Here is a 13,423-nt window from a genome sequence, read left to right as displayed (position 1 = left end):
CCGTACAGCCCGAGTGCAGATGGGCCCCGTACAGCCCGAGCGAAGAGGCGCTGCCGAGGGTGTCCCGTGCGGTCTCCAGCGCGGACAGCCAGGAGGCGAGCGGGACATCGACCGTCAGTCGCCTGCCGAGACGGTCGGCAGGTGCCGAGTCGGTCGGCAGGTGCCGAGTCGGTCGGCAGGCCTCATGCGCGGCCGTTGATCCGGCCGCCGGTGCGGACGTCCGGTCAGCCCACGGCGGTCGGCCGGGCTTCGGTGCTCTCCCGGGTCCGCTCCCGGCCCTCGGCGTCCTCGCGGGGTACGGATGCCGAGGACGTGGGGCCGGCCCGGCCGCGCGAGGCCGCAGGACCGGAGCTGCGCATCGGGCCGGGCGCGGCCAGTGAGGGCACCGGTGCCGGCACCGCTACCGCGCTCCGCGGCAGGGCGGGGGTGTCGGTCTGGAGCGTGAACCACACCACCTTGCCCCCCTCGTCGTGCGGCCGTACGCCCCAGCTCTCGCTCACCGAGGCGACAAGCGTCAGGCCCCTGCCGCCGAGGGCGGCCAGGTCGGCGCAGCGCAGGCTCGGTACACGGGGGTCGTTGTCGCGCACCGAGACGGTCAGCCGGTCCCGGCGGAGATCGATCTCCACCCGGCACTGCTTGTCCGGCTCGGCATGGCGATGGACGTTGGTGAGCAGCTCGGTGACCCCCAGAGCCGCCGAGTCGATCAACGGATCGAGATGCCAGTAGCGCAGTTGCGCCGAAACGATCCTGCGGACCTGGCCTATACGCGACGGCAGGGCTTGGAGCTCCACCGTGCAGTGCCTGCTGGGCTTTCTGATCACGGCCGACTCCCTGAAGAAGTGCGGAAGACGAAGAACGCAGCCGGCAGCGACCGCCTACGGTTCCGGCCCGGTGCGGCCCCCAGCGCCGGACCCGGTTCCGATGTGCTCACTGCCGTAACCCGGCGGGACGGTCGAAGCGTGACCGCCGGTGAACCCTCGGTTACGTTCCACCAGAGTGAACCCGACCGGGCGCACGCGCAACTCGCGTCACGACTGCCACCGCGGCAACAGCAGGACCGGTGATACCGCCGAGGGTCGGCCGCGCTCGCGGCCCCCGTCACGACTGAGCGGCCTGACCGCCCGCGGTCCGGACTGCGTCGAGGAACGTGCGCGCCCATGGCCTGCTGCCGGGCTTCCTCTCGGGCGCGGGTTCGCTCCCGCCCGGGGAGAGGTGGTAGCGGGTGCCGTTCACGGTGGCCGATGCCCCGCCGCGGGCCGCGAACCACGGCTTGCCCGCCCGTACCTGCTGGACCGGCGCGCTGGCGATCTCGCGCCCGTAACTGGTCAGCAGCGTCAGCCTGCCGTCCTGGATCTGGACCTGCCCCGCACGGGTGACCGACCGCAGACCGTGCTCGATCCGCACCCCGGTCGCCGTGAATTCCGGCTCTGCCATCCTGCACCGCCCCCTCGACGTCCCATCGCCGACGAACCGCTCCGGTCGGTCTGCCATTCTCCCCTTGCTGCGCAGTGTGCCCGCGGCGGGGCTCGTGCACCAGTACCCCCCTTATGATCGAAAGGTCCGGTGCGTTGCGTCCGGACGCAGGTCAAGAGCTGGTCCCGACGAGATCCCGGACGGGGCGGAACGGCTCGGCACGGTTGAGGAAACACCCGAAGGAGCGCCACCGGTGAGCACGATCGAACGGCATAAGACCGGCGGCGCGGCCGCGACCATCGATGTCGACCGCACCGACCGCACGTACCGGAGCTGGCTGAAGGAAGCGGTCCGCAAGGTCCAGGCGGACGCCAACCGCTCCGCCGACACCCACCTGCTGCGTTTCCCGCTCCCCGACGAGTGGGGGATCGACCTGTACCTGAAGGACGAGTCGACCCACCCGACCGGCAGCCTCAAACACCGGCTGGCCCGATCGCTCTTCCTCTATGGGCTGTGCAACGGCTGGATCCGGCCCGGCAAGCCCGTCATCGAGGCCTCCAGCGGCTCCACGGCGGTCTCCGAGGCGTACTTCGCCGGGCTCATCGGCGTGCCCTTCATCGCGGTGATGCCCCGCACGACGAGCCGTGAGAAGACCCGCCTCATCGAGTTCCATGGAGGTCGGTGCCATCTGGTGGACGACCCGCGGACGGTCTACGAGGTCTCGGCTCAGCTCGCCGCGGACACCGGGGGCCACTACATGGACCAGTTCACCTACGCAGAGCGGGCCACCGACTGGCGCGGCAACAACAACATCGCCGAGTCGATCTACCAGCAGTTGCGCATGGAGCGGTATCCCGAGCCGGCGTGGATCGTCGCCACCGCCGGTACGGGCGGCACCTCGGCGACCATCGCGCGCTATGTGCACTACATGCAGTTCGACACCCTCCTCTGCGTGCCGGACCCCGAGAACTCCTGCTTCTTCGAAGGCTGGACGACCGGCGACCTCGAGGTGTCCAGCGACTGCGGATCGCGCATCGAGGGCATCGGACGCCCACGCATCGAGCCGAGCTTCGTGCCCGGTGCGATCGACCGGATGATGAAGGTGCCGGACGCGGCCAGCGTCGCCGCCGTACGCGCGCTGGAGCGGGCCATCGGCCGCAAGGCCGGCGGCTCGACGGGGACGGGGTTGTGGAGCGCCCTGAAGATCGTCGCCGAGATGGTGGCCGCGGGTCGTACGGGCAGTGTCGTGACCCTCCTCTGCGACCCCGGTGACCGCTATCTCGACAAGTACTACTCGGACGCCTGGCTGGAGGAACAGGGCCTGGACGTCACGCCGTACTCCGAGACCATCGACATCTTCCTGGCGACCGGGGCCTGGCCCGACTGACCGGTGGACTTCCCGGCCCCCGGCCCGGGAGGGAGAATCGGGGCGTGAGCGAAGCGGCGGACGGGGGTGAACCCGTGGACGAGGGCGGCGATCCGGCCTGCTGGCTCAGCCTGGTGTGCGAGGAGTGCGGGCGCGTGCGCGAGCGCCCGGGAGCCGGTGCGTGCGAGCACTGCGGAGCCCTCCCCGAGGGCGGCCTCTCCGGCGGGGGCGATGGCGAGGCATACGCCCCGCGGGTGCCGGGCCTCGGCACGGACGACGGCGCCGGGGACGCCACCGGCCCCGAAGGCCCCGAGGACGTCACCGGCCGGGCCGGGCGCTAGCCGCGCCGGGTGTCAGCCCGCCTGCACCCGCCGGTCGAGCGCGCGGACCGCGCTGCGGAACGCGTGCCCCAGCCCGGGGCGGCCGAGCCTCAGCGCCGTACGCAGCACGGCCGTGCCGTCCACAGCGAAGGTGTACCGGATGCGCGTGCCCGTCCCGGACGGGGACAGCCGCCACTCCTCCAACAGGGCATGCAGACCGGGGGCGTTGGTGTGGTCGATGCGGTACGCGTACCGCTCGGACGGCTCCGCCGCCATGATCGTCTCCTGGAACCGGACCCCGCCCTTGAGGCGGATCTCCCGGCCCTTGCCGCCGTCCGTCGGCCGGGCGTAGGCCACCGCGCCGAACCACTCGGGCCAGCCGGGGACATCGGTCAGTCCCCGGAAGACGGCGTCCGGCGGCGAGGCCGCCTCCGTGGTGAAGACCAGCCGCAATGGAGCGGAGTCGACAAAGTCGAGCGCGACGGCGCGCAATGAATGCGCCATGGTTCCGATCCCTCCCCTGAGTTCGGCCGTTGTGCGCGGCCACCGTAGCTGACGTGTTGTCAGATGTCGTCGCCGGGTTCCGATGAACCGGCGATCACCAGCTGCGCCAGGTGTTCCTTGACCTCTTCCCGGGCCTGGTCGGGCAGCCCGCGGTCCGTCACCAGCGTGTCCACCTCGCCCAGCGAGGCGAACGAACTCAGGCCCACCGTCCCCCACTTGGTGTGGTCCGCGACCACCACCACCCGCCGTGCCGAGGTCACCAGCCGCCGATTGGTCTCCGCCTCCGCCAGGTTGGGCGTCGACAGGCCGGCCTCCACCGAAACGCCGTGCACCCCCAGGAAGAGAACATCGAAGTGGAGCGAGCGGATCGCCTGATCCGCCACCGGCCCCACCAGGGAGTCCGACGGCGTCCGCACCCCGCCCGTCAGCACCACCGTCGCCGAGCCGGGCCCCAGCCCCTTGCCCGCCCGTCCCGCCGACCCCTGCGCCGCGTGGAACACGTCCGCCACCCGGACCGAGTTGGTCACCACCGTCAGGTCCGGCACTTCGAGCAGATGATGCGCCAGCGCGAACGTCGTCGTGCCCCCCGACAGGGCGATCGCGCTGCCCGGCGCCACCATCGGCGCCGCGGCCCGCGCGATGTCCTCCTTGGCCCGCAGCTCCAGCGAGGACTTCGCCTCGAACCCCGGCTCGTGGGTGCTCGCCTCCGCGACCGGCACCGCACCGCCGTGCACCTTCTCGATCAGGCCCTGGCGCGCCAGGGCGTCCAGGTCCCGACGGACCGTCATGTCCGACACCCTCAGCCTGCGGGTCAGTTCGTTGACCCGCACCCCGCCACGGCGCCGGACCTCGTCGACGATCAGGGCCCGCCGCTGCTCCGCGAGGAGATTCTGGTTGTCGTCCACCCCGGCCCGTCCTTTCGCCGACTGATCTTTCAGGCCGTCCGTCTTCATCCTCCCACGCACGGGTGACAAGTGGCCTGGCGCGCATCCGGCAGCGCTGGCAGGATCTTTGGGGGCAACAGAAGGATCGGGGGCGCGATGGTGTCGGCCATGCAGCCGGGCACAGCCGAGGCGATGAGCAAGGCCGTCGCACAGTCCGCAGCCGGGCCGCCGCTGGCGCTCGAACTCCTGGTGCACGGCGTCGGCGGCACCACCCCGCAGGAGATGCTCGACGACCCCAGCGTCGTCCGGGTCACCGGCGACGGGACGGCCGGCATCCACCGGCGTCGCGAGGACGCCGACGCCGAAGCCCGCCCGGAGGAGTACCAGGACCGGCCGGTCCCCGAGGCGTACTCCTGGTCCAATCTGACCTCCGGCAACAGCGCCCGCGCCCTGTGGCTGGTCCTGCTGCCCTTCATGGTCGCCAACCTCGCCCACTGGATGCGGCCCGCCGCCACCGGCCGCAGCACCGCGTTACGGACGTACGGGGTGCTGGTGCGGCTGGTCTCCCTCAGCCTCACCGTCCTGCTGGTCGCCGCCGCCTGCGAGGTCGCGCTCGACCTGGTCGCCTGGCAGTGCGCCGGTTCCGCGGGCTGCGCCCGCGACAAGTCCTGGCTCGGCTTCCTCTCCGCGGAACGCGGCGGCTGGTGGAGCGTCCCCGGCCGCAGGCTGGCCCTCGCCGCGGTCGTGCCCGCCGCCCTCACCGGACTGCTGTGGTGGCTCTCGCACCGCACCTGGAGCGCGTACGAGTCCCAGCCGCCGGTGCGCCGCCCGGTCCACGAGGACGATCCCGAAGCCGGTGCCCGGCCGGCGCTGTGCCTGCCCGGCTTCTGGTACGGCAGGCGCCTGGTGGCCCGGCTGCGCGCCGCCCACACGGCCGCCGGATTCCTGACCGTCGCCGCCGCCCTCTCCGCGGCCGCCACCCGGTTCGACCGCAAGCCCGGCGGCAGCGCCTCGCTGGACGCCGTCGGCTGGGCGCTTGAGGTCACGCTGGTCGTGGCGGGGGCCTTCGTCGTCTGGGTGGTGTGCAGCAGGGGGCGCAGCGAGACCGAGCCCGACGACCGGCTGGACCGGGCCATCGTGCGCTTCCTCCCGGGCGCGGCCCTCGGTGTCCTCGGCGTCGCCGTGCTGCACGCCGCCTGGGCGCGCCCAGGCTGGTCCTCGAACGGGCTGCTGCCCGGGGACGAGACCTTCGGCGTGCTCGCGCTCGTCCAGGGCGCCCTGGTCCTCGCCATCGCCGCCACCGCCCGGCGGCTCGTCTCCGATGCCCCCGACGACCGGTCCGCGCTGCACGGCCTCGGCGGCGCGGCGGTCGCGATGCTCGCCTGCGCACTCGGCAGCCTGATGTCCGGGGGCGTGGCCCAGCGGGTCGCGGACTGGCTGGACGACAACGGCACCCCGGGCATGGGCGACGGCCCCATCACCGGCCCTCCGGTCATGCTCTCCTGGCAGGCCGCCGTCATCCCGGTGCTGCTCCTGGCCCTGCTCGTTCTGGCCGGCTTCTTCGTACGGCGCACCTGGCGGAGTGCCCGCCGGGAGCTTCCCGCGGTCCGCGCGAGCCACCCCGGGGAGCCGGAGGACACCTCCCGGACCCGCAGGATCGCCGGCACGCTCGCCGCGGCCGAACTCACCGACTGCGCGCCCTGGTTCGTCGGTACGACAGCGGTCATCACCCTCGTCCTCGGCGGCGTCTCCGTCATCGGCGCGTGGACCAGTGGGGCGGTGCCGGGGGAGGCCGCGGAAGGGGCACCGGGCCTGATCGCCGCGGCCGCCCAGACGGCGCAGGCGCTCGGCTCCTGGCTGGTGGGCCTGGTGTTCATCCTGCTCATCGCGCTGGGCCGGCGCGCGTACCGTGACCCGGGCGCCCGCCGCACCATCGGTATCCTCTGGGACGTCGGCACGTTCTGGCCGCGTGCGGCGCACCCGTTCGCGCCTCCCTGCTACGCCGAGCGCGCCGTCCCCGACCTCTCCTGGCGTATGGCCACCTGGACCGAGAGCACGGGCGGGCGGCTGGTGATCTCCGGGCACTCCCAGGGCAGCGTCCTCGCCGCCGCCGCGGTCTGGCAGCTCGACCGGCGCACCCGGCGCCGGGTCGCCCTGCTGACCTACGGCTCGCCCCTGGAACGGCTCTACGGACGCTGGTTCCCCGCCTACTTCGGGCCCGGGCCGCTGCGTGCGCTCCACCGCGAGGTGCACTGCTGGCGCAACTTGTGGCGGCGTACGGACCCCATCGGCGGGGCCGTCCTGGTGCGGAGCGGCGAGGGTCCGCAGGTGGACCGCGGCCCGCTGCGCGACCCGCTGGCCTACGGCCGTACGGCCCAACACCCGCTCCCCGCACCGATCCTGGGGCACAGCGAATACCAGGCGGACCCGGCGTTCGGTGAGGAGCGTGCCGGGCTCCTCGCCCGCCTGCCGGACGTACCGCAGCAGCGCGGAGCCGAAGGCGGGTCCGGCACCGCCGCCGAAGCGACGTTGCCTGCCGCGCAGGGCGACCCACCCGCGCCGGATCAGGACGTCTCGGGAAGATCCTCGGGGTAGAGGAGCGTCAGGTCGTCCGTGCTGGGGTCGGCGACCTGGGCGACCCGGCCCGCATGGCGCTCGACCATGGCCTCGAAGGTCTGGCGTGCGGTCCTGCCGTTGCCGAACGCCGGGCCCTTGGGGAGCACCGTGAAGTACTTGAGCAGCGCTTCCGCAGCGCCTTCCCCGATCCGGTACTCGTGCTCCTCGGCCTGCTGTTCCACGATGTGCAGCAGCTCCTCCGGGGAGTAGTCGCCGAACCTGATGGTGCGTGAGAAACGGGACGCCACACCGGGGTTGACCGAAAGGAAGCGCTCCATCTCGGCGGTGTAACCAGCCACGATCACCACGACCGATTCCCGGTGGTCCTCCATCAGCTTCACCAGCGTGTCGATGGCCTCCCGGCCGAAGTCCCGCCCGGAGTCCTCGGGGGAGAGGGCGTACGCCTCGTCGATGAAGAGCACCCCGCCGCGCGCCCGGTCGAACGCCTCCATGGTGCGGATAGCCGTGGAACCGATGTGCTCGCCCACCAGGTCGACCCGGGACACCTCGACGAGATGACCCCGCTCCAGAACGCCGAGGGAGGCGAGGATCTCGCCGTAGAGCCGGGCCACCGTGGTCTTGCCGGTGCCGGGGGAGCCGGTGAAGACCAGATGGCGCTTCACGGAAGCCGCCTTGAGACCCGCCCGCTGCCGCCTGCGGCCCACCTCGATCATGTCGGTGAGCGCCCGGACCTCCTGCTTGACGCTCTCCAGGCCCACCAGACCGTCGAGTTCGGCCAGCACCTCACCGGACTCCCGGACCTCGGACCCGGGTCCACCGCCGTTCTGCCCGGACGGCCCCGCGGGCCCGGGGGACTGCTCGGGCACCGCCGAGAGCAGCCCGGCGGTACGGGTCTCGGTCTGCACGGCGGGCGCGACAGCGGGAGCCGGCGGGGCAGTGCGCAGCTGGCTGCTCTCGTCGCTGGTGCAGCCGTCGCGGACCGGGCCCTCCTCGGCGAACTCGTAACCCCCGCGGGCGCACCGCTCGGTACGGCAGCGGGTCAGCGTCGTGCGGCAGCCGTCGATGATGTGGAAGCCGTAGCCCGAACTGCCCGTCACCCGGCAGCCGTGGAAGGTGCCCCGGCCCTCCGCGGAGACGTAGAAGCCCGCCTCGGCAGGGGAGGTGACCGTGCAGCGCTCGATCGTGGGGTCGGCGCCCTTGGTGACGATGACGCCCGTGGCGGCGCCGTCGATCGTGCAGGAGGCGAGGGTTCCGCCGCTGCCGTGGTCGCGGAACCAGGCGCCGGTCGTGACGTCGCGGATCCTGCAGTCGTCGAGCTGGGCGGTGGCCCCGTCGCTCACGGACACCGCGGTGTTGCGGACCTGCGAGATGTCGCTGTCGACGACGTCGGCGCGGGAGCCGCGGTCGAGGACGAACAGCGCGTCCGGAACGTCGTGCACCCGGCAGGAGTCGAGCACCGCGACCGCGCCGTCACTGACCCATACGGCCGGATAGTCGCCCGTACTGTCATGTATCTCGCACTGGTTGGCGTCCACGCGGGTGCCCGGGTCCCAGACCGAGAGTCCGTTGCGCCCGAAGCGGCGCACCGTGCTGCGGGTGAGGGTGAGGACGGAGCGGGAGCGCAGATCGACCGCGTTCTCCGGGATGTCGTGGATCTCGCAGTCGGAGAGGGTCAGCACGGCGTCGGTGTCGAGGGTGAGGCCGTCGGCCGAAGTCCGGTGCACCGTGCAGTCGGTGAGGTGCCCGGCCGCACGGGAGGCGAGCTGCACACCCGCGCCCTTGATCTCGTACACCTCGCAGCCGATGGCCTCCAGCGAGCTGCCCTCACCCGTCAGCGCGAGCCCGGCGCCCGACGTGTGGTGGATCCGGCAGCGCTCCAGGCGCGGGTGCGCGCCGCCGCGGACGGCGACACCGGACTGGCCCGCGCAGACCACCTCGCACTCCTCGAAGACACCGCCCGAGCCGTCGACGACGGCAATGCCGATCCCACCGGGGTTGTCGACGGAGCAACGCCGCACGATGGGCCGGGCACCGCCGCGGACCTCGATGCCGGCGGCCGAGCGCGTGGCCACCCGCAGATCCGCCAACTCCGGTGTTCCGTCCTCGATCAGCAGCGCCGGGGCCGCGGAGTCCTGGCCCTCCAGGTGCAGGCTCTGGACGGTGGCCGAGGCGCGGACGGTCAGGGCCACACCGTCGATGGGGGCGATGCGCACCGAGCCGCGGGCCCCGTCCGGGCCGCGCAGGGTCACGGCCCGCTGGATCACCAGATTCTCGCGGTACGTGCCAGGGGCGACGGTGAGCACATCACCGTCTCCGGCGGCCTCCAGGGCCGCGGCGAGGGAGGGGTACTCGCCTGTGCGGCGCCGCCACCGCGATGTGCCGGTGTGCGTCACCTGGACCGTGCCCTGTGGTGCCATGCTGCTGCTGTGCCCCCACCTCGTGCGTGTGTCGACCGGGTACGGCGTGTACCGGCGCTCCACCGTAGCGCGCGTGGCGGGGGAGAGTTGTCAGGTCAGCTTCCTGTGCCCGTCCTGCCCCAGTCCTGACCGGCTCGTTCCCAGGCGCGGTCCCAACTCGCGTAACGCCGCTGCAGGATGCGCCACACGGTCAGCCGTCGTGCGCCCTCCACCAGGCCCGCGCTGAGGGCCCCGGCCCCGATGCCGGCGAGTGCTGCGTGCGAGCCGGCGGTGGACTCGTCCATGGGACGGTTCACCGGGCGTCCGTGGTCGTCGATCCAGAGACGGAACCGGTCGCCGGGCGTCACCGCGCGAGGGGCGCCCACCGGGCGGGTGTTCACGCTTCCGTCGGGGGCGGTCCAGGTGGCGACGACACGGTGCAGGGCATCCCGGGCCGAGGAGGTCTCGGGGTCGGGGTCGACCGGCGGCTGCTTCACCGGCCGGACCACCGTCGCGGCGACGAGATGACGGTGCTCGTTCTGGGCGCGCACGGACTGCACCAACGAGTCCTGGACCAGGGAGGCCACGGCCAGACCGGCGGCGGGGCCGCCGACGGCGATGAACAGGGCGGCGAGGAGCGCCACCCAGGATTCGAGGAGATCGGTCGGACGGCGCAGGGGATTGCGCCGCCACAGCCAGAATCCGGTCATTGCTCGCATGGGTCACGCACCCCCTTCCGACTGAGTAAGTACCGCAGAGAGCGCGATACATGCCCGATACGTGCCAAGAGAGAGCAACGTCACCCCGTGCCCCCGGTCCACCCCGTGCCCCCGGTCCGCCCCCCGGCACGCCGGTCAGCTCTCGATCTCGACTGAATCCCCCACCCGGATCGTACCGGTACCTTCCGGGATCACGTTCTGCCCGAAGACGAGTTTGTCGTCGAAACGGCGGTGGCGGGCGAGCGTGCGCAGGGGCTCCTTGCCGCGCTCGGCGGTGCGCTGGTCGGTCGTGGTGATCACGCAGCGGCCACAGGGCTTCGCGACCCGGAAGGCGACCTCGCCGATGCGCAGCCGGGTCCAGCCGTCCTCGGCCCAGGGGGCCGTACCGTCCACGACGACGCTCGGACGGAACCGGTTCATCGGCAGCGGGCCCTCGTCGGCATGGTCGCCCTGCGCTATCAGGGAGTTGAGGGCGTTGAGGGACGCCGTGGTGGTGACCAGCAGCGGATAACCGTCCGCGAAGGAGACCGTCTCGCCCGGGCGGCCGTACGCCGGGTCCACAGGGCGCCGGCGCGCGGGCTCGTCGAGATGCACCAGTCCCACCTCGGTGCCGAGCCAGTCGCTGAACCACGCACCCGCCGCCGGATCGGCGGGCACCGCTTCGACCTTGTCGCGCCAGACCTCCACGACCGTGGTGGCGCCGGGCTCCGGGACCTCGACGGTCAGCGGCTCCCTGCCCGGTGCGGCGACCTCGATTCCGCCGCCGGGCAACGGCGTGGCCGAAACCAACGCCAGCCGCCGCTGCTCCCGTTGGGTCACGAACCGTCCGTCCGGCTCGACCAGCATCCACCGGCGGTCCCCGGCGAGTCCCCACGGCTCCACAGCCGCCTCGCTCAGGGCGCACCCCGCCACCGACTTGACCGGATAGAGATGGACCGAGCTGAGCACTGTCTTCGGCATGGACCCAGTTTGCCAGCCCGGTCGGACAGCAGGACCGGCGGACGGCGCTTCGGCGAACCGGTGGGAGTACGGGCAGGCAGGAGGCCCGGCGTACGACCGGTCGCGCGGTTCGCGGCCCTCAGCGCGCCCCGGTCAGTAACCCCGCGGCGGGTACGGGCGGCCCTGGTACTGGCGGCCGTACGGGTCGTCGTACTGCGCCGGTGCGGGGCGCTGGGCCTGCGGCGGCCGCTGTGCGGGCCCGGGCCGGCCGGGCGCGGGGCGCGGGGCGGCGGGACGCATCTGGTCGTAGCCGGTGCCGCCCGGGGGTATGGGGTACTGCTGCGGTCCGGGGTACCCGCGCGGGGCCGTGGCCTGTTGCGGGATGTACGGCGCCGGAGCGTGCTGCAGCGGGGTCGGCTGCGGCGCGACCTGCGGATAGCCGTACGCGGCCTGGGGGTGCTGGGAGGGGCCGGCGGGGAGCGCGGGGAGCGCCGAAGGGAGAGCGGGCAGGTGGCTACCGGTCTCGTACGCGGACGGCACCCGGATGGGGGCGATCTGCGGCGTGCCCCGCTCGGCGACGAGGCTGTCGTAGATCGGCGTGTCCGGGAAGGGGGGCGCGGAGTAGTAACCGCCGCCATAGGTGGAGCGCGGGGAGGTCATGCCCCATAAGTTAAGCCCACGATGTGCTGGTTGGGGAGAGCGATAAGAGGGTTGTTTCTCGGGTTCGGAGTGGCTGTGCCGCGTCAATGCGAACGAAGCCGGGGAAATAGGGCTTCTCGTCGCGTTGAAATCGCGTAAAGGCCGAGTTCCCAGCGGGTTACCCAGGGTTGGCGAGGGGGCGCACCCGGCTGTCGCGCGCTCTTTCCGTACCGCATGGAGGGCGCAGGGCTCTAGGTTGGTCCCGGACATATATCGAGCTCCGGGACTTCCGGGCGGACCGGCCACCGCTTCCGGCGGACGGCAAGGGGGAAGAGCATGGCGATGCGCAAGGGCACCAATGTGCCGATTCCGGCACCCTCGGTGCGGATCGAGCTGGGCTGGCGCACGGGCGCGGGGGTCCCGGACGCCGATGCCTCCGCCCTGCTCCTCCAGCCGTCCGGAAAGGTGCGCTCGGACGCGGACTTCGTCTTCTACAACCAGCCGGCGCACTCCTCGGGGGCCGTGCGCCACGAGGGCAAGAGCTCGGGAGGCGGGAGCGTCACGGACACCCTGTCCGTGGACCTGGCCGAGGTCGAGCCGTCGGTGGAGACCGTCGTCCTCGCCGCGTCCACCGACGGCGGCACCTTCGGGCAGGTGCCCGGCCTCACCATCCGGGTGCTGGACGCGGCGGGCGGCGCCGAACTGGCACGGTTCGACAGCGACGACGCGACGGTCGAGACGGCCTTCGTGCTGGGGGAGCTGTACCGCAGACAGGGCGCGTGGAAGTTCCGGGCCGTCGGGCAGGGGTACGGCACCGGGCTCGCGGGACTCGCCACGGACTACGGGATCACGGTCGACGAACCGCAGACCCCGTCGGCCGCGGCGCCCGCCCCGGCCCCTGTGGCGCAGCCCGTACAGACGCCGCCCCCGGCGCCCGTCGCTCAGCCCCCGGCGCCCGCACAGCCGCCCGCGCCGCCTGCCCCGGCCGCCACCGCGGCGCCGCTGAGCCTGTCGAAGGTCACGCTCACCAAGCAGTCCCCCTCCGTGTCCCTCACCAAGCAGGGCGGCACGTCCGGCGCCCTGCGCGTCAACCTCAACTGGCAGGTGCACAAGCAGTTCAAGGGCTGGGGGAGCAAGCTCGGCCGGGCCATGGCCATGCACTCCGACCTCGATCTCGACCTCTGCGCGCTGTACGAGCTGACCGACGGCAGCAAGGGCGTCGTCCAGTCCCTCGGCAACGCGTTCGGGTCCCTGCACCATCCGCCGTACATGCTCCTCGACGGCGACGACCGCACCGGAGCGGTGGCCTCCGGCGAGAACCTCACCCTCAACCTGGACCACAAGGACCGGCTCCGGCGCATCCTGATCTTCGTCACCATCTACGAGGGCGCGCGCAGCTTCGCCGATCTGAACGCCACGGTCACCCTCCAGCCGCAGCACGGCGCGCCCGTCGACTTCTCCCTCGACGAATGCACGGTCCCCTCCACCGTCTGCGCGCTCGCGCTCATCACCAACGCCGGGGGCGGTGAACTCGTGGTCCAGCGCGAGGCCCGCTACCTGGTGCCCGAGCGCGGCGTCAGCCCGCAGCGCACCGTCGACTACGCCTATGGCTGGGGCATGAACTGGACCCCCGGCCGCAAGTGACCCGATAGGCACGGCTCGGGCG

At 72.6% G+C, this 13,423-nt stretch carries 12 protein-coding genes; 4 read left to right on the top strand and 8 right to left on the bottom strand.

Annotated elements, in window-relative coordinates:
* Positions 1 to 224: 224 nt before the first annotated feature.
* On the bottom strand, positions 225 to 821 hold the full coding sequence (locus tag ACGFNH_RS15550) for an ATP-binding protein (RefSeq protein ID WP_393653837.1): 597 nt from the start codon (positions 819 to 821) through the stop codon (positions 225 to 227).
* A 277-nt stretch (positions 822 to 1,098) separates the two neighbouring features.
* Positions 1,099 to 1,434: a hypothetical protein gene (locus tag ACGFNH_RS15545; protein ID WP_393653835.1), complete on the bottom strand. Its 336-nt coding sequence runs from the start codon at positions 1,432 to 1,434 to the stop codon at positions 1,099 to 1,101.
* Between the two features lie 232 nt (positions 1,435 to 1,666).
* Here ACGFNH_RS15545 and ACGFNH_RS15540 point away from each other — a divergent pair, with 232 nt between their 5' ends.
* Both ACGFNH_RS15540 and ACGFNH_RS15535 read left to right on the top strand, forming a co-directional pair.
* Positions 1,667 to 2,800, top strand: coding sequence for a PLP-dependent cysteine synthase family protein (locus ACGFNH_RS15540; protein WP_393653833.1), 1,134 nt, complete (start codon positions 1,667 to 1,669; stop codon positions 2,798 to 2,800).
* 44 nt (positions 2,801 to 2,844) lie between these two features.
* A complete protein-coding gene (locus ACGFNH_RS15535) occupies positions 2,845 to 3,120 on the top strand; it encodes a hypothetical protein (protein WP_393653831.1) in 276 nt (91 codons plus the stop codon).
* Between the two features lie 12 nt (positions 3,121 to 3,132).
* On the opposite strand, the gene ACGFNH_RS15530 is transcribed toward ACGFNH_RS15535, so the two are convergent.
* Together ACGFNH_RS15530 and ACGFNH_RS15525 are read right to left on the bottom strand one after the other, a co-directional pair.
* Positions 3,133 to 3,603 carry an SRPBCC family protein gene (locus ACGFNH_RS15530; RefSeq protein ID WP_393653829.1) on the bottom strand — a complete coding sequence of 157 codons (471 nt, stop codon included), beginning with the start codon at positions 3,601 to 3,603 and terminating at the stop codon, positions 3,133 to 3,135.
* Positions 3,604 to 3,662: 59 nt separating this feature from the next.
* Positions 3,663 to 4,508, bottom strand: coding sequence for a DeoR/GlpR family DNA-binding transcription regulator (locus ACGFNH_RS15525; RefSeq protein WP_393653827.1), 846 nt, complete (start codon positions 4,506 to 4,508; stop codon positions 3,663 to 3,665).
* Between the two features lie 147 nt (positions 4,509 to 4,655).
* Between ACGFNH_RS15525 and ACGFNH_RS15520 the strand changes: the two genes are divergently transcribed.
* Positions 4,656 to 7,082: a hypothetical protein gene (locus ACGFNH_RS15520; RefSeq protein ID WP_393653825.1), complete on the top strand. Its 2,427-nt coding sequence runs from the start codon at positions 4,656 to 4,658 to the stop codon at positions 7,080 to 7,082.
* Here ACGFNH_RS15520 and ACGFNH_RS15515 read toward each other — a convergent pair.
* The 4 genes from ACGFNH_RS15515 to ACGFNH_RS15500 form a co-directional block, all read right to left on the bottom strand.
* On the bottom strand, positions 7,052 to 9,481 hold the full coding sequence (locus tag ACGFNH_RS15515; protein ID WP_393653823.1) for a right-handed parallel beta-helix repeat-containing protein: 2,430 nt from the start codon (positions 9,479 to 9,481) through the stop codon (positions 7,052 to 7,054). The two genes, ACGFNH_RS15520 and ACGFNH_RS15515, sit on opposite strands and share 31 nt — an antisense overlap.
* A gap of 95 nt (positions 9,482 to 9,576) precedes the next feature.
* Entirely contained in the window at positions 9,577 to 10,179 is a 603-nt protein-coding gene (locus ACGFNH_RS15510) for a hypothetical protein (protein WP_393653822.1), read from the bottom strand.
* Between the two features lie 135 nt (positions 10,180 to 10,314).
* Positions 10,315 to 11,139, bottom strand: coding sequence for an MOSC domain-containing protein (locus ACGFNH_RS15505; RefSeq protein WP_393653820.1), 825 nt, complete (start codon positions 11,137 to 11,139; stop codon positions 10,315 to 10,317).
* Between the two features lie 132 nt (positions 11,140 to 11,271).
* On the bottom strand, positions 11,272 to 11,778 hold the full coding sequence (locus ACGFNH_RS15500) for a DUF6643 family protein (protein WP_393653819.1): 507 nt from the start codon (positions 11,776 to 11,778) through the stop codon (positions 11,272 to 11,274).
* 315 nt (positions 11,779 to 12,093) lie between these two features.
* Here ACGFNH_RS15500 and ACGFNH_RS15495 point away from each other — a divergent pair, with 315 nt between their 5' ends.
* The gene (locus tag ACGFNH_RS15495; protein ID WP_393653817.1) at positions 12,094 to 13,401 is read left to right on the top strand and encodes a TerD family protein; all 1,308 of its coding nucleotides are present in this window, start codon (positions 12,094 to 12,096) and stop codon (positions 13,399 to 13,401) included.
* Positions 13,402 to 13,423: the final 22 nt, after the last annotated feature.

Source organism: Streptomyces sp. NPDC048639, from assembly GCF_043199075.1.
Taxonomy (GTDB): domain Bacteria; phylum Actinomycetota; class Actinomycetes; order Streptomycetales; family Streptomycetaceae; genus Streptomyces.
The sequence above is the reverse complement of the archived record's forward strand: the minus strand, read 5'-3'. Positions and strand labels throughout refer to the sequence as shown.

What these genes read in the sequence shown, in the direction of transcription:
- ACGFNH_RS15505 (WP_393653820.1), bottom strand. Translation starts at nt 11,139, where the DNA reads ATGCCGAAGACAGTGCTCAGCTCGGTCCATCTCTATCCGGTCAAGTCG.
- ACGFNH_RS15520 (WP_393653825.1), top strand. Translation starts at nt 4,656, where the DNA reads ATGCAGCCGGGCACAGCCGAGGCGATGAGCAAGGCCGTCGCACAGTCC.
- ACGFNH_RS15545 (WP_393653835.1), bottom strand. Translation starts at nt 1,434, where the DNA reads ATGGCAGAGCCGGAATTCACGGCGACCGGGGTGCGGATCGAGCACGGT.
- ACGFNH_RS15500 (WP_393653819.1), bottom strand. Translation starts at nt 11,778, where the DNA reads ATGACCTCCCCGCGCTCCACCTATGGCGGCGGTTACTACTCCGCGCCC.
- ACGFNH_RS15530 (WP_393653829.1), bottom strand. Translation starts at nt 3,603, where the DNA reads ATGGCGCATTCATTGCGCGCCGTCGCGCTCGACTTTGTCGACTCCGCT.
- ACGFNH_RS15515 (WP_393653823.1), bottom strand. Translation starts at nt 9,481, where the DNA reads ATGGCACCACAGGGCACGGTCCAGGTGACGCACACCGGCACATCGCGG.
- ACGFNH_RS15510 (WP_393653822.1), bottom strand. Translation starts at nt 10,179, where the DNA reads ATGCGAGCAATGACCGGATTCTGGCTGTGGCGGCGCAATCCCCTGCGC.
- ACGFNH_RS15495 (WP_393653817.1), top strand. Translation starts at nt 12,094, where the DNA reads ATGGCGATGCGCAAGGGCACCAATGTGCCGATTCCGGCACCCTCGGTG.